This is a genomic window from Pseudomonas sp. F-14 TE3623 (assembly GCF_053629015.1).
The window spans coordinates 6,075,081-6,096,556 of the sequence record NZ_JBRJHM010000001.1 but is presented as its reverse complement, the minus strand read 5'-3'; the positions used below and the strand labels follow the sequence as shown (position 1 = coordinate 6,096,556).

The 21,476-nt window shown below is 60.1% G+C and carries 20 protein-coding genes; 12 read left to right on the top strand and 8 right to left on the bottom strand.

Features of this window, described 5'->3' with window-relative positions; translation table 11 throughout:
• Positions 1-275 precede the first annotated feature (275 nt).
• Positions 276-1,124 (top strand): cache domain-containing protein, encoded by an 849-nt coding sequence (locus tag AB7M29_RS28230; RefSeq protein ID WP_448725052.1) that lies wholly within the window; start codon positions 276-278, stop codon positions 1,122-1,124.
• A gap of 125 nt (positions 1,125-1,249) precedes the next feature.
• On the opposite strand, the gene AB7M29_RS28225 is transcribed toward AB7M29_RS28230, so the two are convergent.
• Both AB7M29_RS28225 and pobA read right to left on the bottom strand, forming a co-directional pair.
• Positions 1,250-2,767, bottom strand: coding sequence for an MDR family MFS transporter (locus AB7M29_RS28225; RefSeq protein ID WP_217854307.1), 1,518 nt, complete (start codon positions 2,765-2,767; stop codon positions 1,250-1,252).
• Positions 2,768-2,845: 78 nt separating this feature from the next.
• Positions 2,846-4,039 (bottom strand): 4-hydroxybenzoate 3-monooxygenase, encoded by a 1,194-nt coding sequence (gene pobA, locus AB7M29_RS28220; protein ID WP_454248498.1) that lies wholly within the window; start codon positions 4,037-4,039, stop codon positions 2,846-2,848.
• Between the two features lie 179 nt (positions 4,040-4,218).
• On the opposite strand from pobA, the gene AB7M29_RS28215 reads away from it, so the two are divergent.
• A complete protein-coding gene (locus AB7M29_RS28215; RefSeq protein ID WP_454248497.1) occupies positions 4,219-5,130 on the top strand; it encodes a helix-turn-helix domain-containing protein in 912 nt (303 codons plus the stop codon).
• Positions 5,131-5,261: 131 nt separating this feature from the next.
• On the opposite strand, the gene AB7M29_RS28210 is transcribed toward AB7M29_RS28215, so the two are convergent.
• Complete coding sequence (locus AB7M29_RS28210) at positions 5,262-5,438, bottom strand: hypothetical protein (protein WP_167344819.1); 177 nt, start codon at positions 5,436-5,438, stop codon at positions 5,262-5,264.
• Between the two features lie 219 nt (positions 5,439-5,657).
• The gene (locus tag AB7M29_RS28205) at positions 5,658-6,563 is read right to left on the bottom strand and encodes a LysR family transcriptional regulator (RefSeq protein ID WP_217854305.1); all 906 of its coding nucleotides are present in this window, start codon (positions 6,561-6,563) and stop codon (positions 5,658-5,660) included.
• 114 nt (positions 6,564-6,677) lie between these two features.
• On the opposite strand from AB7M29_RS28205, the gene AB7M29_RS28200 reads away from it, so the two are divergent.
• On the top strand, positions 6,678-7,559 hold the full coding sequence (locus tag AB7M29_RS28200) for an MBL fold metallo-hydrolase (RefSeq protein ID WP_217854304.1): 882 nt from the start codon (positions 6,678-6,680) through the stop codon (positions 7,557-7,559).
• Positions 7,560-7,774: 215 nt separating this feature from the next.
• A complete protein-coding gene (locus AB7M29_RS28195; RefSeq protein ID WP_217854303.1) occupies positions 7,775-8,389 on the top strand; it encodes an NAD(P)-dependent oxidoreductase in 615 nt (204 codons plus the stop codon).
• A 142-nt stretch (positions 8,390-8,531) separates the two neighbouring features.
• On the opposite strand, the gene AB7M29_RS28190 is transcribed toward AB7M29_RS28195, so the two are convergent.
• Positions 8,532-9,413, bottom strand: coding sequence for a LysR substrate-binding domain-containing protein (locus AB7M29_RS28190; protein WP_454248496.1), 882 nt, complete (start codon positions 9,411-9,413; stop codon positions 8,532-8,534).
• Between the two features lie 159 nt (positions 9,414-9,572).
• Here AB7M29_RS28190 and AB7M29_RS28185 point away from each other — a divergent pair, with 159 nt between their 5' ends.
• From AB7M29_RS28185 to AB7M29_RS28160, 6 genes are all read left to right on the top strand, one after another.
• Complete coding sequence (locus AB7M29_RS28185) at positions 9,573-11,210, top strand: 5-guanidino-2-oxopentanoate decarboxylase (protein WP_454248495.1); 1,638 nt, start codon at positions 9,573-9,575, stop codon at positions 11,208-11,210.
• Complete coding sequence (locus tag AB7M29_RS28180) at positions 11,207-12,655, top strand: aldehyde dehydrogenase family protein (protein ID WP_217854300.1); 1,449 nt, start codon at positions 11,207-11,209, stop codon at positions 12,653-12,655. The genes AB7M29_RS28185 and AB7M29_RS28180 overlap by 4 nt, the downstream gene beginning before the upstream one ends.
• Positions 12,656-12,873: 218 nt before the next feature.
• Positions 12,874-13,977: an extracellular solute-binding protein gene (locus tag AB7M29_RS28175; protein WP_454248494.1), complete on the top strand. Its 1,104-nt coding sequence runs from the start codon at positions 12,874-12,876 to the stop codon at positions 13,975-13,977.
• Between the two features lie 195 nt (positions 13,978-14,172).
• Positions 14,173-15,081 carry an ABC transporter permease gene (locus AB7M29_RS28170; protein ID WP_217854299.1) on the top strand — a complete coding sequence of 303 codons (909 nt, stop codon included), beginning with the start codon at positions 14,173-14,175 and terminating at the stop codon, positions 15,079-15,081.
• Complete coding sequence (locus AB7M29_RS28165) at positions 15,078-15,926, top strand: ABC transporter permease (protein ID WP_217854298.1); 849 nt, start codon at positions 15,078-15,080, stop codon at positions 15,924-15,926. Before AB7M29_RS28170 ends, AB7M29_RS28165 begins: the two co-directional genes overlap by 4 nt.
• Positions 15,927-15,941: 15 nt before the next feature.
• Entirely contained in the window at positions 15,942-16,997 is a 1,056-nt protein-coding gene (locus AB7M29_RS28160) for an ABC transporter ATP-binding protein (RefSeq protein ID WP_454248493.1), read from the top strand.
• A 153-nt stretch (positions 16,998-17,150) separates the two neighbouring features.
• Here the strand turns inward: AB7M29_RS28160 and AB7M29_RS28155 are convergent, their stop codons facing one another.
• Positions 17,151-18,080 carry an AraC family transcriptional regulator gene (locus AB7M29_RS28155; protein ID WP_217854296.1) on the bottom strand — a complete coding sequence of 310 codons (930 nt, stop codon included), beginning with the start codon at positions 18,078-18,080 and terminating at the stop codon, positions 17,151-17,153.
• A gap of 335 nt (positions 18,081-18,415) precedes the next feature.
• Between AB7M29_RS28155 and AB7M29_RS28150 the strand changes: the two genes are divergently transcribed.
• The gene (locus AB7M29_RS28150) at positions 18,416-18,769 is read left to right on the top strand and encodes a putative quinol monooxygenase (RefSeq protein WP_454248492.1); all 354 of its coding nucleotides are present in this window, start codon (positions 18,416-18,418) and stop codon (positions 18,767-18,769) included.
• Positions 18,770-18,810: 41 nt separating this feature from the next.
• Positions 18,811-19,041, top strand: a complete 231-nt coding sequence (locus AB7M29_RS28145) for a hypothetical protein (RefSeq protein WP_052967297.1) — start codon at positions 18,811-18,813, stop codon at positions 19,039-19,041.
• On the opposite strand, the gene AB7M29_RS28140 is transcribed toward AB7M29_RS28145, so the two are convergent.
• Both AB7M29_RS28140 and AB7M29_RS28135 read right to left on the bottom strand, forming a co-directional pair.
• Positions 19,042-19,671: a flavin reductase family protein gene (locus tag AB7M29_RS28140; RefSeq protein ID WP_217854294.1), complete on the bottom strand. Its 630-nt coding sequence runs from the start codon at positions 19,669-19,671 to the stop codon at positions 19,042-19,044. It abuts the gene before it with no gap.
• 285 nt (positions 19,672-19,956) lie between these two features.
• A complete protein-coding gene (locus AB7M29_RS28135; protein ID WP_217854293.1) occupies positions 19,957-21,276 on the bottom strand; it encodes an MFS transporter in 1,320 nt (439 codons plus the stop codon).
• Positions 21,277-21,476: the final 200 nt, after the last annotated feature.

Below are 21,476 nucleotides of genomic sequence, written 5' to 3'. Positions count from 1 at the left end.
TGGCGAGGGGGCTTGTCGGAACGCCGCATCGCCCCGTTGGAGTGCGAAGCGCTCCCCTACATTCTTCCAGCTGCACCGCATGCTCAGGTTTTACGACTGCTGCGCAGCCGAACGGGGGCAAGCCCCCTCGCCACAAAAAGCCCCTCCCTAAAGAGAGTCCCCTGGCCACACAAAGCCTCTTCAAAGCACAGACCTTCCCACCGTTTCCTGAATATTCATACATAGCCCCAAGCCGTCTACGCTCTTGAAACACTAACAAGAACGGGGAATACGCGATGGGGGTTCTTCACAAGTTTGCCTGGCTGGGCGGGTTGCTTTTACTGTGCCTGGGGCCGATTCACGCCGCCACGACGGAAAAGGATGACAGCCAGGCCGCCAAAGCCTTGCTGGAAAAAGCCCTGGCCTATTACCACGAGCAGGGTGACAAGGCTTTCGCGGCGTTCAGCCGTCAGGGCGAGTTTGTCGACAAGGATCGCTATGTCTTCGTGGTCGACACCAAGGGCGTGATGCTCGCCAGCGGCGGACCATCTTCGGCGTTGATCGGTCGTGATGTGTCCGAGGTACTCGGACCGGAGGTGCAAAAAGCCTTCAAGGACGCCTTGAAAGTGCCGGAGGGCAACGGCATTCAGCAAGCCGAATACCGCTGGCAGAACTGGGCCGACGGTAAGGTTGAACGTAAGCATGTATTCTATCAGCGCATCGGCCAGCGGATTCTGGCGGTCGGTTACTATCTGCCACGAGCCTCGCCGCAACAGGCGCAAGCGTTGCTCGATAAAGCAGCGGTCGATCTGGCCAAAAACGAAAAGGGCACGCTCACAGCGATCAACTCCCTCAAGGGCGGTTACTTGCAGGATGACCTGTACGTGTTTGTCGTCGACCTGGATACCCAGCGTTATGTCGCCCACGGCACCAATCTGCGACTGATCAATACCGACTTCGGCAAGATCAAGGACCCGGAAGGCAAACCGGTGGGCGAGCCGATTCTGGCGCTGATGGCCAAACAGGATGACGGCGAATACGAATACCGCTGGAAAAACCCTGTGACTGGCAAAGTGGAAGACAAGCATGCCTACCTGAAAAAGGTCGGGCATTTTCTGGTGGCGGTGGGGTATTACAGCCCTTGAATGGCGGTGAGTGACAGACCGCTTTCGCGAGCAAACCCGCTCCCACACTGGACCGTATTTCATCTGGAAGAACTCGGTCCACTGTGGGAGCGGGCTTGCTCGCGAATGCAGGCGACTCGATTGGCCTATCGAACCTTGTCCTCCCGCCCCCGCAACACCCTGTTCGGCATGGCAATCGCCGCCGCCAGCCCCAGCAGCGACACCGCCGCGCTGACCATCAGCAAATGCCGGAAGGTCAGCAGCAGCTCAGCGCGCAGGGCGTTTTGCGCATCACCCGGCGCGGCGTTCAAACCATCGAGCAAGACATTCCCCGAGTGACCCTCGGCAATCAGCGACGAGCCGGCCAAGTGCGCGAAACTCGAATCCTGTAACAACGCCAACAACAGCGCCGACATTAACGCCACACCCACCGCGCCACCCAGGGAACGGAACAGATTGGTGGTGCTGGTGGCGACGCCGATGTCCCGTTGTTCCACCGAGTTTTGCGTACCCACCAACGACGTCGGAAACTGCATACCGCTGGCGATGCCGCTGAGCAACATGAACAGGCTGCTTAGCACAAACGCCTGAGGCGCACTGAACGCCATGCCGAGAATCGAGAACGGCATCAGCAAGGCGCCGGTCAGGATCATCGGTTTGTAACGACCGGTCACCGAGGTCTGGCGTCCGGCGAAATACGCGCCTATCGGCAAGCCCATGGCCAGCGGCAACAGATGCAACGCGGCGCTATCGGCCCCGGCGCCGGTGACGCTCTGGAAGCGCAGCGGCATCAGCACGATCAAGGAAATCGCCTGGAAACTGGTGAAGAAAATCGTGCACCAGCAAAGAATCGCGCTGCGGTTGGTGAACAAGTGCATCGGAAGCAACGGTTCCCGCGCCCGCCGTTCATGCCAGACGAACACGGCCAGCACCACCACCGCACAACCGAGCAAACCCGACACTTCGGTGCTGCGCCACGAATGGCCTTGGCCGACCTGAGTGATGCCCAGCAACAACGCCGTCAGGCCGATGATCATCAGCACGGTGCCGAAGTAGTCGATGATCGGCTTGCGCTGCGGCACTGGCAACCCCACCAGCGTGCGGTGGGCCACGAGCCAGGCACCTAGGCCCAATGGAAGATTGATCAGGAACACCCAGCGCCAAGACAGGTATTCGGTCATGTAGCCACCGAGAACCGGGCCGGCCACGCTGGCCACCGCGTACATGCTGCTGAAGTAACCCTGATAGCGACCGCGCTCGCGGGGCGGAACGATGTCGCCGATGATCGCCTGGCTCACCGAAATCATCCCGCCGGCACCGATGCCCTGAAGGATCCGCGCCAGCACCAGTTGCTCCATGCTTTGCGCCATGCCGCAGAACAACGACGCCAGGGTGAACAAGCCCATGCCGAACAGCATCAACTTGCGGCGGCCATAGAGATCGCCGAGTTTGCCGTAGATCGGTACCGCCACGGTCATCGCCACCATGTATCCGGAAATCACCCAGGCCAACAGGCTGACATCCTTGAATTGCGCGGAAATGGCCGGCATCGACACGGCGACGATGGTCTGGTCCAGCGCGCCCAGAAAGATCGCCAGCATCAAGGCGATCAGCACGCTGCGAATAGCCGGTTTGGGCGTTTCAGGCTGGTTGAGATTGGTCACGGGTAAAACCTGCGGGCAGTGATGGACCCGCAGCAGGCAAGGCGAGCGGGATGCTCGCCAGTGTAAGTCGATAGGAGGCTATTCGATAGCCTCATATGGAAGCCCGACGTAATTTTCGGCAATGGTTTTGCGACCGGCCTCGGAGTCCACGAAATAGGCCAGCTCCGATTCGCTGATGCGCTGGCTGAACGCGTCGTGCTCGTCGAAGCGATGCAACATCGAGGTCATCCACCAGGAAAACCGCTCGGCTTTCCACACCCGCCGCAAGCAGACTTCGGAATACTTCTCCAGCAAATCCACACGGCCTTCACGGTAAACCTTCAGCAGAATGTTGAACAACGTACTGACGTCGCTAGCCGCCAGGTTCAGGCCCTTGGCGCCGGTGGGCGGGACGATGTGCGCGGCGTCGCCGACCAGGAACATCCGCCCGTACTGCATCGGCTCGACCACGAAACTGCGCAGCGGCGCGATACTTTTTTCGATTGACGGGCCGGTCACCAGCGCGTCGGCGAGGGCGGTCGGCAGACGGGATTTGAGCTCATCCCAGAAGCGCTGATCGGACCAGTCCTCGACTTTGTCCTGGGCCGGTACCTGGAGGTAATAACGGGTGCGTGTCGGCGAACGCATGCTGCACAGCGCAAAACCCCGTTCATGCCGCGCATAGACCAACTCTTCATGCACCGGCGGCGTGTCGGCGAGAATCCCCAGCCAGCCGAACGGATAAACCCGCTCGAACACCTTCAGGCAGTCCGTAGGAATCGACTGCCGCGCCACGCCATGGAAACCGTCGCAGCCGGCGATGTAGTCACAATCGAGTCGATATGTTTCGCCGTCCTTGTCGAAGGTGACAAAGGGTTCGGCGGTTTTCATGCCGTGGGGGACGACATTGCTGGCTTCATAGATCGTCTGCGCACCGGCGTCCCGACGAGCGGCCATCAGATCGCGGGTGACCTCGGTCTGGCCATAGATCGTTACGGTTTTGCCGCCCGTCAGCGCCTGCAAATCGATGTGTACCCGGCGCCCATCGAGGGCCAGTTCGAAGCCTGCATGCACCAGCCCTTCGGCGTCCATGCGCTGACCCACTCCAGCCTGACGCAACAGCTCTACCATGCCTTGTTCGAGGACACCGGCGCGGATGCGTCCGAGCACGTAGTCCGGGGGCTGGCGTTCGAGGATCAGGGTGTCGATGCCGGCGTTATGCAGCAATTGGCCGAGTAGCAGACCAGAGGGGCCGGCACCGATGATCGCGACTTGGGTTTTCAGTGTTTTCATTGTTTTTATGACTCGCAAGCTCCACACGGCCAAGACCGGTGAATGATTTTTATGGATCGAGTACTTGCATTTTTCACTTGCGAGTCTGTCAATTGAAGGGGAAAACTGAGCCGATACCTGTACATTCTGCCAATCGGTGCGATTATCGCCCCGTTACCTTCGAGGCCTGGATTGAAGTGATGAACAAGCCTGACCTGCCATCGATTCCGGTGTTCAAACTCTACGGTGAAAGCCTGGACTGGCCGACCCCTGACTTGTTGCACTGTGAAACCATTTCCAAACGCAGCCGCGAACATCAATGGGAAATCAAACCTCACCGCCACGCGGATTTGTGTCAGTTGCTCTTCGTCTTCAAAGGTCAGGCAGAGCTTGAGATCGAAGGCAAACGCTCACAATTGACCGAACCGGCAATCCTGATTCTGCCGCCGTTATCGGTGCATGGTTATCGGTTTTCCGAGGACGTCGAGGGTTTCGTCGTCACGCTGGCCGCGCCGCTGATCGCCCACCTGCAAGCACAACTGGGCAATTCGGTGAACGCTCTGGCACAGGCCGAAAGCTACCCGGCGGGCAAGGACAGCGAGTACCTCAACAGCCTGTTTTCGGCGCTGAAAAGCGAGTACACCGGCCATCAACCGGCGCGGGAAATGCTCATGCATTCGCTGGTCAGCGTGATTATGGTGTGGATCAGCCGCCAGGTGATTCAGCGCCAAACCGCCACTCAGCGTCCGCAGCGGGCTCGGGAATACCTCAACGGCTTTATTCAACTGGTGGAAGAGACTTATCGCCAGCACGTCAAGGTCGAGGACCTGGCTCATCGGCTGGGGATTTCCGTGTCCCACCTCAACGGCACGTGCCGTGAGCTGGCGGGGCAACCGGCGTTGCAGATCATGCACGAGCGTCAATTGCTGGAGGCCAAGCGCTTGCTGACCTACACCAGCATGACCATTTATGAAATGTCCGACGTGTTGGGGTTTTCCGATCCGACCAACTTCACACGCCTGTTCAGGCGTCGCGTGGGGATTTCGCCCAAGGCTTTTCGCGACCGCTTGAAGGCCGATCAGGACCATGCCGATCAGGACAACGAGGCCTGAACCTGTACCGAGGGGGCTTGCCCCCGTTGGGTCGCGAAGCGGCCCCAGCATTTCAATGAGAACACCGCATTCACCGAATTACGACTGCTGCGCAGCCGAACGGGGGCAAGCCCCCTCGCCACAGGTGTTCGTTACCGGAGGGCGTTGAGGGTCGCGTTGTGGGGAATGCAGCGCTCGAAGTTGCAGCTCGCGTATTCACGGGGCACTTGTCGCAACTGCTCGACACGCCAGGCGGCTGTGCCATACAGCGCTAGTGTCGCCGCGCAAGTGATGAAAATGGCGAGGTATCTTTTTGTTTTGATGTTCATGGCGTTGACCTCTGAACGAATACCTTTCGGTACTGCTTTGAGCATAGGTCAGCGCGGATGAGTTGCCAGCAAAGCCGCTTTCGCGGTTAACGCGATATTCAGAACAATGATGAGCCAATGTGGGAGCGGGCTTGCTCGCGAATGCGGTGGATCAGTCGACATCATTGTTGAATGTCACACCGCTTTCGCGAGCAAGCCCGCTCCCACATTTTGATCCGTTTACAACCCAACATCCCACTCCGGTTCTTCGGGAAATCTAAGCACCAAAAAATCCAGCATGCTGCGCAACGCCGCCGGCATGTGTTTGCGTGAGGCGTACACCGCATAGATGTTCAGCTGCCGAGGCTTGGCCTGGGGCAACAGGCGGATCAGTTCGCCGCTGTGGATATGCACGCCGGCCAGGTAACTGGGCAGCATCACCACGCCAGCCCCGGCCATCGTCGCGCGCAACAGCGTGCTGGCTTCGTTGGCGCTGATGTTGCCCTCCACCGGCACCGAGACGGGCTCGCCGTCCTGTTCGAAATGCCAGAGGCTTTTGCCGAAGTAGGAGTGGGTCAGGCAGTTGTGCAGGCTGAGGTCCTCGACCCGTTGCGGTGTCGGGTGCTCGCGCAGGTACGCGGGGGAAGCGCAGATCACTGAACGGCAGACCGTCAGCCGCCGGGCGATCAGGTTCGGGTCCAGGTCGTTGCTGGTGCGGATGGCCAGGTCGATGCGTTCATCCACCAGGTTCACCGTGCGGTCGAGCATTTGCATATCGATGCTGACGCCGGGGTAACGTTTGACGTAGGCCGCCATGGCGTCCGCCAGTTGCGCTTGGCCGAATGAGGTGCTGACGCTGATCCGCAACAGGCCTCGCGGTGCGTCGTCCGGTTCGCTGACGGCGGCTTGCATGTCGGTGGACAAATCGAGCATCTGCCGACAGCGAGGCAGGATCTCACTGCCGGCGGCGGTCAGACTCAATTTGCGCGTGGTGCGATGCATCAGGCGCGCGCCGACCCAATCCTCCAACTCCGCCAGATAGCGTGAAACCACCGGCCGTGAGAGGTCCAAGTGATCGGCGGCGGCCGATTGGCTGCCCAGGTCCACCACCGTGACGAATACCCGCATTGCTTGTAGACGATCCATGATTTGCCCGCTTTCAGAAACAAACTATGTTCAAGCATCGCATTTTTTGTATCGAACCAGGCAACTAAGCTCTGTCCCATCGCCAAGCATGGCATTCGGACAACGGAGCAACAGATGATCGGCTTCACTTCAATCAAACGCATTCTTCTGGCAACCGCTACGCTCGGCTTCGCGGCCCATGCCGCTGCGGCATCCACCCTGACGCTGGACGTCTACAACCCTGGCATCAACGCGATCTTCCCGGTGACCTCGGTGCTGGTCAGCGGCGAGAAGGAAGCGATTCTGGTGGACGCGCAATTCGGCAAAGCCCAGGCCGAACAAGTGGTAGAAAAAATCCGCGCCAGCGGCAAGCAACTGACCACCATCTACATCAGCCACGGTGACCCGGATTACTACTTCGGCCTCGACACCGTCACCCAAGCGTTCCCGAAAGCCAAAGTGCTGGCCTCGCAACCGACTGTCGATCACATCAAAAAAACCGTCGACGGCAAACTGGCGTTCTGGGGCCCGAAAATGGGTGCTGACGTACCGAACAAAACCATCGTGCCGCAGGTGCTCAAGGGCGATAGCCTGATGCTGGAAGGGCAGAAATTGCAGGTGATCGGCCTGGACGGCAAGCAGCCGGATCGCAGTTTTGTGTGGATCCCGTCGATCAAGGCAGTGGTTGGTGGCGTGGTGGTCGCGGAAAACATTCACGTGTGGATGGCCGACACCCAGACCCCGCAATCCCATGCCGATTGGCTGACGACGCTGCAGGCGATCGAAGCGCTGAAGCCCACCACCATTGTGCCGGGTCACTACCTCGGTGAGAGCGCGCGTTCTCTGTCGGCGGTGCAATTCACCGCCGATTACATCAAGGCTTTCGACGAAGAAACCGCCAAGGCGAAAGACGCTGCCGAACTGATCGGCGCAATGAAAAAACGCTACCCGACCCTGGGTGAAGAAAGCTCGCTGGAGCTGAGCGCCAAAGTCGCCAAGGGCGAGATGAAGTGGTAATCCGCCGCAGCTGAAACTGCTTACCTGTGGCGAGGGTTGTGGCGAGGGGGCTTGCCCCCGTTGGAGTGCGAAGCGCTCCCCTACATTCTTCCCGCCGCACCGCATGCTCAGGTTTTACGACTGCTTCGCAGCCGAGCGGGAGCAAGCTCCCTCGCCACACTGATCAATGCAAACCAAGTAACTTCGCGTACACCCAAACCAACTGGAGAAACGTCATGAGCAACATCGCAATCATCGGTGCCACCGGTCGTGCCGGTAGCCAACTGTTGGAAGAAGCCCTGCGTCGCGGTCACAGCGTCACTGCCATCGCCCGCGACACTTCGAAAATCGCCCCGCGTGCCGGGGTCGTGAGCAAAAACGTGGACGTGCTCGACGCTGCTGCATTGCAAGCCGCCGTGGCCGGGCATGATGCGGTGATCAGCGCTGCGCATTTCTCGACCATCCCTGCCAGCGCGATCATCGAGCCAGTGAAGAAGGCCGGGGTCAAGCGTCTGTTGGTGGTGGGCGGTGCGGGTTCGCTGTTGCTGCCGGGCGGCTCTCGGGTGATCGATAGCGAAGGTTTCCCGGAGGAATACAAGGCCGAGGCTAGCGCCGGTGCTGCGTTCCTGAATACTTTGCGTCAGGAAAAAGACTTGGACTGGACGTTCCTGTCGCCGTCGGCAGAGTTTGTCGAAGGTGAGCGCACCAGCGCGTTTCGAGTCGGCAAGGATGACTTGCTGGTGAGTGCCGAAGGCCGCAGCTGGATTACCTTTGCTGACTTCGCGATTGCGCTGCTTGATGAACTGAAAACGCCGAAGCATTCAAGGCAGCGGTTTACTGTCGGGTATTGATCCACGAAACACCGCACGCCAGCGTTGATCGTTCCCACGCTCTGCGTGGGAATGCCTCATCGGACGCTCCGCGTTCGGCTCTTGATGGGACGCGGAGCGTCCCGGGCTGCATTCCCACGCAGAGCGTGGGAACGATCATCTCTCAGCGGCTCTGAGCCTGCTCCACCAACCACCCCATCAATTCACGCAACTTCGGCGAGGGCGCAGGTTTTTCAGGGAACACCAGGTAATACGCCAACCCGGTTTTCACCTTCAAGTCAAAGGGCATGACCAGCCGTCCGGCACTCAGGTCATCGCCGATCAACGACCAATCGCCAATCGCAACCCCCGTTCCCTGAGACGCCATCGACATCGCCAGGTCCAGGGTTTCGAAATGCTGACCTTTGCCGACATTGCTCAGCCGAATATCCGCAGCCTTCAGCCAGGCGTTCCAGTCCCGTTCATCGCGGGTGGGGTGCAGCAACAAGTGCTGCTGCAGATCGGCCGGAGTCTGCAAAGCCATCGGCCCTTCAAGCATCGGTCGGGAACACACGGGCGTCAGTTGCTCATCGAACAGATGCTGGGAGGCCAGTGAGCTGTCCGGCGGTGGGCCATACATCACTGCCGCATCGAACTGCTCGCGATGAAAATCCACGCCGTGTTTCACCGTGGTGGTCAATTCCACCGGCACATCCGGGCGTTCCTTTTGCCACTGCAACAGACGCGGCAACAGCCAGCGCATCACGCAGGTCGGGGCTTTCAGTTGCAGGGTTTCGCGCTTCTCGCCGATCTGCTCCACCGCCTCGTCGATCAGGCTGAAAATCTGCTGCACCCGTGGCAGCCACTCCCGTCCTTCGGCGGTCAGGCTCAAGCCCCGCGCCTGGCGAATAAACAGCTCATAACCCAGATGATCTTCCAGCCCGGCGATCTGCCGGCTTACCGCGCCTTGGGTGATGTGCAGCTGTTCGGCGGCCCGGGTGAAGTTGCAGCACTGCGCGGTGATCAGAAAAGTGTGCAGCGCCGGCAGGGGAGGCAATCGTTTCATTGGGATCCAAGGTATGACGTGAAGACATGGCTAGTATGACTTTTTATCCATTGTTGCGGCTACGCGTCGCCCGTTCCAATGAGGCCATCCCTGGACCTGCCAACCCATCATAAACACTGCGCAGGCCCGGCGTCTCAAACGAACAAAAAGGGCAAAGACATGGCGACGTGCGGCGAAGTATTGGTCAAGTTACTCGAAGATTACGGGGTCGAGCAGGTGTTCGGCATTCCCGGGGTGCATACCGTGGAGCTGTATCGCGGGCTGGCCCGTTCGAGCATCAACCACGTCACTCCGCGTCACGAACAGGGCGCCGGTTTCATGGCCGACGGTTATGCGCGCACCAGCGGCAAACCGGGTGTGTGCTTCATCATCACCGGCCCTGGCATGACCAACATCACCACCGCCATGGGCCAGGCTTATGCCGACTCGATCCCGATGCTGGTGATTTCCAGCGTGCAATCGCGCAGCCAATTGGGCGGCGGTCGCGGCAAGTTGCATGAACTGCCGAACCAAAGCGCACTGGTCGGCGGCGTGGCAGCGTTCTCTCACACCTTGATGTCGGCGGCTGAATTGCCGGGCGTGTTGGCCCGCGCCTTCGCGCTGTTCCAGGCTGGCCGTCCGCGTCCGGTGCACATCGAAATTCCGTTGGACGTGTTGGTCGAAGAGGCCGATGACTTGCTCGCCAGCGTGCCGGTGAACATTGATCGAGCCGGTGCTTCGCCAAGCGCGATCAGCCGCATGACCGACTTGCTGGCCGGTGCCAAGCGCCCATTGATTCTCGCCGGTGGCGGCGCCATCGATGCCGCGGCCGAGCTGACCGAATTGGCGGAACTGCTGGATGCGCCAGTGGCCCTGACCATCAATGCCAAGGGCATGCTCGAGTCCAGTCATCCGCTGCTGATCGGCTCGACCCAAAGCCTGGTAGCCACTCGCGCGCTGGTCGCCGAGGCCGACGTGGTGCTGGCCATCGGCACCGAACTGGCCGAAACCGATTACGACGTCACCTTCGCCGGCGGCTTCGACATTCCCGGCGTGTTGCTGCGCGTGGACATCGACCCCGACCAGACCGTGCGTAATTACCCGCCGAAAGTCGCGTTGGTGGCCGACTCGCGCAACGCCGCTCAGGCCTTGCTGAGTGCGCTGTCCCACCAGTCGCTGGCCGAGCGTCGCAACGATTGGGGGCAGGTGCGTGCCGCGCGTTTGCGCGATGAACTGGCCGCATCCTGGGACGCCCCGACGCTGGCCCAGACCCGTTTCCTGGAAACCGTTTTGCACGAATTGCCGAGCGCGGTATTCGTCGGCGATTCGACCCAACCGGTGTACACCGGCAACCTCACCTTCAACCCGGAACGCCCGCGCCGCTGGTTCAACTCGTCCACCGGCTACGGCACCCTCGGTTACGCCTTGCCGGCGGCGATAGGCGCCTGGCTCGGTGGCAGCATCGAAGGCGGCGTGCGACCTCCGGTGGTGTGCCTGATCGGCGATGGTGGTCTGCAATTCACCCTGCCGGAACTGGCCAGTGCGGTTGAAGCACGCACCCCGGTGATCGTACTGTTGTGGAATAACCAAGGCTACGAAGAGATCAAGAAATACATGGTCAACCGCGCCATCGAGCCGGTGGGCGTGGACATCTACACCCCGGACTTCATCGGTGTGGCCAAGGCGCTGGGTTGCGCAGCCGAGGCGGTCAGCGGTGTCGAAGAACTGCGCAGCGCGCTGCGTCTCGCCACCGATCGCCAGGGTCCGACCCTGATTGAAATCGATCAGACCCAGTGGATGAAGGCGGTGTCGAAATGAGTTTTCCTATTACTCTGGATGGCCTGTACATCGATGGCCAATGGTTGGCTGGCAACGAACATTTACGCGTGATCAACCCGGCGACCGAAGCGCTGCTGACAACCGTCAACGGCGGCGATGAACACGCTGTCGATCAGGCCGTCACGGCGGCGACCCATGCTTTCAAACAGTGGTCGAAAACCACCGGCGCCGAGCGCGGGGCGATCCTGCGCAGAATCGCCGCTGGCGTACAGGCCGGTCGTGAACAGTTGATGAAGTTGCAGTCGAGCAACAACGGTAAACCGCTGTTTGAAGCGGCCATTGATGTCGACGATGTAATCGCCACGTTCGAGTACTATGCCGATCTGGCCGAAGGCCTGGACGGTAAACAGGACAGCGCCGTGGCGTTGCCGAGCGACGATTTCAGCGCCCGTTTGCGCCGCGAGCCATGCGGTGTGGTGGGGCTGATCGTGCCGTGGAATTTCCCGATGGTCACCACCGCCTGGAAGCTCGCCCCAGCGCTGGCCGCCGGTTGCTGCGTGGTGCTTAAACCGTCTGAAGTGACGCCGCTGCCGGAGCTGGAACTGGCGACGATCATTGCCGAAGCCGGTCTGCCAAACGGTGTGTTCAATCTGGTCTGCGGCACCGGCCTGGCCGTTGGTGCGCCGCTGTCGGCTGATCCGCGCATCGCCAAGATTTCCTTCACCGGCAGCAACGCGGTGGGCGTGCAGGTGATGCAGCGGGCAGCGGAAACCGTGAAGGGTGTGAGCCTGGAACTGGGCGGCAAATCCTCGCTGCTGGTACTCGCCGATGCCGACATCGAATTGGCCGTGGAAGTGGCCTGTGGCGGTGGTTTCTTCAACGCCGGGCAGATGTGTTCCGCCACCAGCCGCGTGCTGGTTGCCGATGAACTGGCGGAAAAATTTGTAGCGCGATTGAAGGCGCGCGCCGAAGCCATTCGCGTGGCCGACCCGTTCGACCCGAACGTGGAAATGGGCGCACTGGTCAATCAGGCGCAATACCAACGGGTGCTGGGCCACATCGATCGCGGTTTGAGCGCAGGCGCGAAGCTGATCTGCGGCGGTAATCGCCCGGCAGACCTGCCACGCGGCTATTTTTTGCAGCCGACCATTTTCATCGACGTGCCCCTCGACAGTGCGCTGTGGTGCGAAGAGATTTTCGGCCCGGTGATCTGCGTGCGCAGTTTCAGCTCTGAAGCCGAGGCGATTGCCTTGGCCAACGACAGCCAGTTTGGTCTGGTGGCCAGCGTGGTCACGCGCGACGCAGAAGCCGCCGATCGGGTCGCCAACGCTTTGCAGGCGGGGCTTGTGTGGATCAACGCGCCGCAAGTGATCTTCCCGCAGACCGCTTGGGGTGGCTACAAACAGAGCAGCATCGGCCGCGAATTGGGGCCGTGGGGCTTGCAGGCTTTCCAGGAAATCAAACACGTGATTCGGGCCGTCTGACAGCACGAAAAAGGTGAGCGCATGCCTCGCGATGAGGCATGCGCCAGCGTCATGGCTTCAATGAGTTTTTATCGATAGTCAGGTGTTTTGCACGACCTCAGGATGAACCCGCTGGCATCGCCAAGGCCCATTGAAACCGGGGGCTTGAAGCTGATCTGGCCGCGCGGATGCAACGGTTGCGACCAACCTCATACTTAAAAAAACAAAGGGAGTCCTTCATGGGCGAGCACGATCTGAACAGACGTCAATTCATCAAAACCGTGGGCGTGGCGTCCGTGGCTGCGGCGGCCATGAGCATGCCGTTCATCAAGGCCAATGCCAGCGACACACGTTTCCAGGGCAAGATCCTGCGCTTGCTGACCTGGTCCGATGACACCGGCCTTGCCGCATTGCGCAACATCGCCGCGACTTTCGAAGCCAAGTACGGCTGCAAGGTCATCGCTGACCGCACCGGCAGCACCTCGGAAATGGTCGCCAAACTCAAGGCCGGCGGTGATCGTCCGCAGTACGACATCATCACTCTGGCCGGCGTCGGCGCTGAAGGTCTGGCCGCCGCCAACCTGCTGGAAAAACCCGATCTCAACCGCATCCCCAACCTGGTCGACGTGCCGGAGCAATACCGCACTGGCGCCAATGGTCATGGCATCGGTTACCTGCTGTGGTGCAACAGCCTGGTCTACAGCACCCGCACCATCAAAGAAGCGCCGGACAGCTACGCCGCCCTGTGGGACGCAGAGCTGTCGCCGAACATCTTCCTGCCGCCGCCGAACTGGACCGAGGCCATGGACCTGATCATCATCGCCGCCAAACTGGCCGGTGGTGACGAACACAACATCGAGCCGGGCTTCAAGAAACTCGCCGAGCTGAAAGATCGCGTCGTGACCTTGGGCGAAAACCCGAACCAGATCGCCGAGCTGTTCCGCACCGGTTCCCTGGACATGGGTGGCTTGTACGCGCCGGCGTTTTTCCCGAAACAGATTCGCGATCCGGCCTACGGCCTGGGCGCCACGTTTGGCATGAAGGAAGGCTTCTACACCGACCTGATGTTGTCGGTGATGCCGAAGAATCGCCCGGGCGATATCGACTTGGCCTACGCCTTCATCAACCACTCTCTGGACCCGCTGGTGCAGGGCAAGATGGCCGAAGACATCTACAACGGCCCGGTTAACGCCAAGGCGATCATCTCCGCCGAAGCGCGCAAAAGCCCGTACATCCTCACGCCGGAGCAGATTGCCGAGAAGGCGATCATGCACGACAACGCCTTCCTGGCCACCGTGCATGACCAATGGATTCGTCGTTACACGGAAATCTTTTCTTCCTGATCGAGTGGCGAACACAGTTCCTTTGAAACACCACAAATCCAATGTGGGAGCGGGCTTGCTCGCGAATGCGGTGTGACATTCAACATTGATGTCGACTGACATGGCCTCTTCGCGAGCAAGCCCGCTCCCACAGGGTTCAACGTGGTTTTAAGGCCTGTGCTCGCTCAGCTGCTTTCCATTGACGAGACCCTTGCTATGGAACACCAACCTCTGACCCATCCGGTAAGCGCCGCACCCGTGCGCCTCAATCGGGGTGTCTCACCGACGGCGCGTGCCTGGTTTTTCCTCTCGCCGTCGATGCTGTTTCTCGGCGTGCTGATTGCCGCCAGCCTGCTGGTGCTGCGCATGAGCGTCGGCACCAAAGGCGCGGAGTGGACCGGGTTCAGCCTGGCCAGTTACGCCCAATTGCTGGAACCCTATTACCTCAAATCGTTGCTGCTGACGTTGCGCCTGGCGCTGATCAGCGCGGTGATTGCGGTGCTGCTGGCGATCCCGGTCGCCTACACCATGTCACGGCTGACCTCGCCGTTTGTGCGGCGGATCTTCCTCGCGGCGGTGCTGCTGCCCTTGCTGGTCAACCTGCTGCTGCAAAGCTACGGCTGGCTGGTGATCCTCGGGCCGGGCGGGATGCTCAATCAGGCGCTGATGGGCCTGGGCCTGATCAAGCGCCCGATCATGCTGCTCTACAACCAGAATGGCGTGTTGATGGGCCTGGTGCAAACCGCGTTCCCGTTGGCCGTGCTGCCGATTGCCAGCGCCATGCGCGGCGTTGCCCGCACTTACGAAGAGGCCGCTGCCACCCTCGGCGCCAGTCGCTTGCAGGTGTTTCGCCAGGTGGTGTTGCCGATGAGTTTGCCGGGGATTATCACTGGCGCGACATTGGTGTTTGCCTATAACGCCAGCAGTTTTGTGGTGCCGCTGCTGCTCGGTGGTCGGCGCGTGCCGATGCTGGCGGTGATGGTGCATGACCAGATCGCCCCGCTGATGAACTGGCCCGCCGCGTCTGCTGCCGGTGTGGTGCTGATCGTTACCACCCTGGCGATCATGACCTTGTCCGAATACATCACCGGCCGTCGTCGGCGCATGCTGGAGGCTTCCCAATGAGCACCCTGATCAAGAAGCGCCACTCGCTGCTGCCAGGCGATACCGGCAAGTTCGCCGGCATCCTGTCGGGCTTCATTCTGCTGCTGGCGGTGCTGCCGATTTTGACCATGATCGTCATGTCGTTCAGCGGTGCGTCGAACCTCGACTTCCCGCCCAGCAGCTACAGCCTGCAATGGTACGAGGCCGCCTGGAACACCTTCGTGTCGCCAGACGCCAGCGATGTGCTGAGCCTCGGCAAAGCCATGACCACCAGCCTGATGGTGGCCTGTCTGACCATGGTTTTCGCCACGATTATCGCGGTGCCGGCAGCCTACGCCCTGACCCGTTGCGAGTTCCGCGGCAAGGCTGTGGCGCTGCAATTGATGTCGCTGCCACTGGTGTTCCCGATGGTGGTGTTGGGCCTGGCTTTGCTGCTGGTGTTCGACAGCCTGCCGTTCCACATCACCACCTCGCGGCTGGTGATTGCCCACGTGATTCTGGCGCTGCCGTTCGTGGTGAAAAACTGTACCGCGGCGATGCTCTCCATCGGCAGCGAAGTCGAAGAGGCCGCGCAAATGCTCGGCGCTTCACCGCTGCGGGCGATTGTCGATGTGGTGGTGCCGCTGATGAAGTCGGGGATTCTGGCGGGCATGCTGCTGGCGTTCATCGTCTCGTTCAACGAATTCACCGTGACCTATTTCCTCTACACCATCGACGTCATGACCGTGCCGATCTGGATGTACAGCCGCACCGTGTCTTCGCTCGACCCTACCGTTTTCTCGTTTGCCGTGCTGATCGTGCTGATCGACTTCGTCCTGATCTGGGCGTTGGAGAAGCTGGTCGGTGAAGGTGGCGTTTCGTTCTGATTCTTGAGGTGCAACATGACTGGTCTGATTCTGGAAAACGTCGAGAAACATTACGGCTCGGCCTGCGCGGTAAAAGATGTGAACCTGCATTTGCCTGAGGGCAAACTGGTGTGTTTCCTCGGCCCTTCGGGCTGCGGCAAAACCACTTTGCTGCGGATGATTGCCGGGCTTGAAACCCTGACTGGCGGCGAGATTCGCCTGGACGGTGAAGACATCGGCCATACGCCGGCGCATCAGCGTAATTTCGGCATGGTGTTTCAATCGCTGGCGCTGTTTCCGCACATGACGGTGGGGGAGAACATCGCCTATCCGCTGAAACTGCGCGGGGTCAGCAAGACTGATCAACAGGCGCGGGTGGTGGAGTTGCTGGAGCTGATTCAGCTGCAGGAAATGATTGATCGTCCGGTGGCGAAACTCTCCGGCGGGCAACGTCAGCGCGTAGCAATTGCCCGGGCGATTGCTTCGCGGCCGAAAATCCTCCTGCTTGATGAACCGTTGTCGGCGCTGGACGCCAAGCTGCGTGAGTCGATGCAGGTGGAAATCCGTCAGCTGCAACAGCGTTTGAACATCACCACCATCATGGTCACCCACGACCAGCGCGAAGCCATGACCATGGCCGATATCGTGGTGGTGCTGGGTGAGCATCGGGTGCAGCAGGTCGGTACGCCGATTGAAATCTATCGGCATCCGGCCAATGAATTCGTCGCGGACTTTATTGGCTCGGGGAACATTTTCCCGGCCACGGCGCTGGGCAACGGCAAGGTCAGCTTGCCCGGTGGCGATGCGCTGCAAGTGCCTATTTGCAGCAGCATTGTGGTGGGGGAGAAAGTGAAAATGCTGATTCGCCCGGAGGATCTGCAACTGTCGCAACCCCAGGCGACGGCGGGGAATCGCTTGCTCGGCAAGGTGACGTTTGTGCGGGATATCGGGGCGACGATTGAAACGACCGTCGAGTGTTCCGGGGTGTCGTTTACCGCGTTGAGTACGCCGTGTCAGGGGGGGGGGTTGAGCATTGGCAATCCGGTGTCGGTGACCTTGCCGGCTGAGGCTTGCCGCGTGTTGAGCGCCTGACTTTAGAGGTGGGTCGCCTTTGCCGGCCTCTTCGCGAGCAAGCCCGCTCCCACATTGGATCTGCGGTGTTCACTTAATTTGTGTCCACCACAAATCCCCTGTGGGAGCGGGCTTGCTCGCGAAGGCGTCAGTAGCCGCACCGAAAAAGTCAGATCAAACCGACAACCGCAACCGCGCCAAATCCCGGAGCGGCGGCGCTCCGAACAATCGGCTGTACTCCCGGCTGAACTGGGAGGGGCTTTCATACCCCACCCGATAACCCGCCGCCGAAGCTTCCAACCCTTCAGCCAGCATCAACCGCCGCGCCTCTTGCAGGCGCAATTGCTTCTGATACTGCAGCGGACTCATCGCCGTCATCGCCTTGAACCGGTGATGCAATGTTGACACGCTCAGGTTCACTTCCCGCGCCAGATCATCAATGCGCAGCGGTTGCTCATAATTGCCGTTGAGCCATTTGATCGCCTGGCTGATGCGATGGCTCTGGCTGTTGGCAATGGCAATCTCATACAGCCGATGACCCTGCTGGCTGCGCAACAGCCGATACAGAATCTCTCGACGAATCAGCGGCGCCAGCATGGCGATGTCTTTCGGTGTGTCCAGCAAACGCGCCAGACGCAGCACGGCATCGAGCATTGCCGTGTCGATCTGCTCGACATACAGGCCACGGCCAGTGGGCCGTGTGGGTACGCCGATGGGGCCGGCGTCGGCAATCAGCGCGCTGATTTCTGCCGGATCGATATCCAGTCGTACGGCGAGGATCGGTTCCTCGGGCGAGACATTCACCACCCGCCCGCTCAATGGCATCGAGACCGACACCACCAGGTAATTCAGCGGGTCGTAATTGAAGTATTCATCTGCCAGCCGCACTTCCTTGCGCCCCTGGGCCATGATGCACAGGGCCGGTTGCGCCAGCACTGGAGCGAAGTCATGGTTTTTACTGTGGCGCGACATGAACAGCGAACCGACGGAGGTGGCATAAGTGCCATCCTCCATCGTGTTACGACGGATGAGGGCGGCCAGTTCCGCGCGCTGTTTTTCCATGTCGGCATCCAGCGGGGCTTGAAAATGATCGAGCGACGACATGCTGGGCATCCTCGGTGACGCGTTGGTGATGGGCTGAGCTTAAATTTGTGCAAGGGACAGCGGTAGACACATCCTGCCAAAAGCTTGCCTGATTCTGCACGAGGTAAATACGCGAGGCTGCTATGGCAGGTCAGCGCCGGGAAAACTTGCTTGAAAGTCGTGTTGCAGCGATGTGACAGTGGTTTACATGTTGTTACAGACGTTTTTTGCAGTCGCGCAGGATTGTGCAACAAGCCGGCAGGAATCGACTAACGACGACCAGGGCGCGCCGCCTAATCTTGGATCCTGTCGCAGCCCGTCCCCGGCTGCCACTGGATGACCTGGGAGGGTTGAACATGTCTACGCAGATCCCCGTCAGTCATATGGCCTTCGTCCGCGCCCGCGCCCGGCGTTCGGCAGAACTCGGTGCACGCCTGAGCGCCTTGATCGAGCCGTCGCGCAACGCACCGGGTTGCCTGAGCTTCGCCCTGCAGCACTCGCAATGCGATCCCGAGCTGTGGCTGGTGTCCGGTTTCTGGGCCAACCAACAGGCCATGACCGCTTACTTCGGCAGCCCGGCGATGCAGATCTTTGCCGAGCTGGTGCAAGAGCTGGTGGTCAATAGCCTGGATTTCCATACCTTCAAGGATGTCTCGGCGGCCCAGGCGCTTGGCCAGTCTCAGGCGGCGGTACACAAACTCGCCGGTTGAGGGTTTAATGGCGCAACTCTCCATTAGCCAGGATCCGCGACATGGCACGCAAAGCCTTTGAACACTTCGAAGCCGTTTCAGCAGTAGTACCGGGCGAGGGCGGTTACCACGCCGCGATTGCCGTCAAAGCCCTCGGCGGTTCCGGTGCCCCGCGTTTTCACAAAGTGCTGGAAAGCCAGACCTTCAAAACCGCCCATGAAGCCGACGAGGCCGCTGCCAAAGAGCTGACCCGCCTCAAAGACGTTAAAGAAGACACCGACCTGCTCTGGTAATTACTTGACCGCCCCCGGGCGGAACATCTTGAACAATGCCTCTGGCCCCAGCTGAAAGTAATCCGCCGGCCCGCCGCCGCGCAGAATCGGTTCTGCCGCGGCGGTGTCGTACACCCCATCTTTCAACAGCCACTTGGCGATATGCACGGCGACCACTTCGCCGAGAATCAGCCAGCTCGGCACCACTTCCTTGTTTGCACGTTGCAACTGAATGATCTGCGTGACCTTGCACTCAAAGGACACCGGACTTTCGGCAACCCGTGGCACCTGAATGATTTTCGACGCGGCGGTGGTCAGCCCGGACAGTTCAAACTCATCGACCTGCGGCCCGACCATGGCGCAGCTCTGGTTCATCTGCTCGGCCAGCGGCCGGGTCGCCAGGTTCCAGGCGAATTCGCCTGTCTGCTCGATATTATTCAGGCTGTCTTTGCGCCCGACGCTGGAAAAACCAATGATCGGCGGGATGTAGTTGAAGGCATTGAAAAAACTGTAGGGCGCCAGGTTCAAGCGACCGTTGGCGTCCTGGGAGGAAATCCAGCCGATAGGGCGCGGGCCGACGATGGCGTTGAACGGGTCATGCGGCAGGCCGTGGCCGTTGGCGGGTTCGTAGAAATGGATGTCGTCGGGCATGGACGGAGGTTCCTGAGGGCTTTGTTTCGGGATCGATCATAGTGCAAGGACGAGCGGGTTATTTCCAGCGATGAGATCTAATGTGGGAGCGGGCTTGCTCGCGAAGGCGGTGTATCAGTCAGCATCCTTGTTGAATGTTAAGCCGCTTTCGCGAGCAAGCCCGCTCCCACATTTTTTGTGTCGAGCCTGGAGTTTTGTTTACCCCCAGAAATGACTAAGCCCGGCCAAGGCCGGGCTGTGGTGTTGCGTTCAGGGAGGCCATAACAGCCTCCATCAATGTTGCTATTAGTCCGTCTCGATCCGCGAATGCTTGCGGGTATCTTTCATGGTCACGTACACCAGCAACGACACCGCGATGCACGCCGTGACATACCAGTAGTAACCGGTTTCCATGCCGATGCTCTTGAACCACAGCGCGATGTATTCAGCGGTGCCGCCGAAGATCGACACGGTCAGCGCGTAGGGCAGGCCGACGCCCAGCGCACGGATTTCGGTCGGGAACAGTTCGGCTTTAACCACCGCGTTGATCGAGGTGTAGCCGCTGACGATGATCAGCGCCGCCATGATCAGGAAGAACGCGCCCCACCAGGTCTGGATGGTGTGCAGGGTGGTCAGGATCGGCACGGTGAACAGTGTCCCGAGAATACCGAAGGCGATCAGGATCGGCCGACGACCGACTTTATCCGACAGCCCACCGATGATCGGTTGCAGGCACATGAACAGGAACAGCGTGGCTGCGGAAATCGTAGTGGAGTCGGAGATGCTCATGCCGACGGTGTTCACCAGGTATTTCTGCATGTACGTGGTGTAGGTGTAGAACGCCAGCGTGCCGCCCATGGTCAGGCCGACCACGGTCATCAGTTCTTTCGGATGGCGCATCAAGGTGCGCATCGCGCTTTCCTTGGCTTTCTCTTTCTTGGTGAACGACTCGGTTTCTTCCATGCCACGACGCAGGTAGAGCGCGACCACGGCACACAGTGCGCCGATGGCGAACGGAATGCGCCAGCCCCAGGCGTACAGCTCTTCAGTGGTCAGGGTCTGTTGCAGCACGATCAGCACTGCCAAAGCGATGAGCTGGCCGGAGATCAGGGTCACGTACTGGAAGCTGGAGTAGAAGCCGCGACGATCCTTGGTCGCCATCTCGCTGAGGTAAGTCGCCGAGGTGCCGTACTCGCCACCGACCGACAGGCCTTGCAGCAAACGGGCGAAAATCAGCAGGATCGGTGCGCCGATACCAATGGTTTCATAACCCGGGCTCAGGGCGATCAGCAGCGAGCCGAAACACATCAGGTACACCGAAGCCATCAGCGCTTTCTTGCGACCGGCCTTGTCGGCGTAGAGGCCCATCAACCAGCCACCGATCGGGCGCATCAAAAAGCCCACGGCGAAGATCGCGGCGGTGTTGAGCAGTTGTGCGGTGGTGTCGCCTTTAGGGAAGAAGGCTTTGGCGAAGTACAGGGAGAAGGCGGCGTAGACGTACCAGTCGTACCACTCGACCATATTGCCGACAGAGCCGCTGAAGATCGATTTGATCCGGCTAGCGGTGGTTCTTTCTTTGGCCGGCGCGGCAGCCGACCCAAGGGGCAGGGCGTTGGAGTTATCCATTGAAGGATCCTTCATTTAATTGTTTTTGTGGAGCGCGTTGAAACGCAGCCTGCTGGAGCTATAGCAGGAGCTGTGCCAAGGGGAGGAGGGCCGGTTTAGAGGGGGTAGCGGGTTTTGTTGAGCGGAAATCCGCTTATTCAGGGGCGGGTTCGAGCGGAAAACCGCTTATTCACGAGTGGTATTGCTTCGTCAGTGCTGGC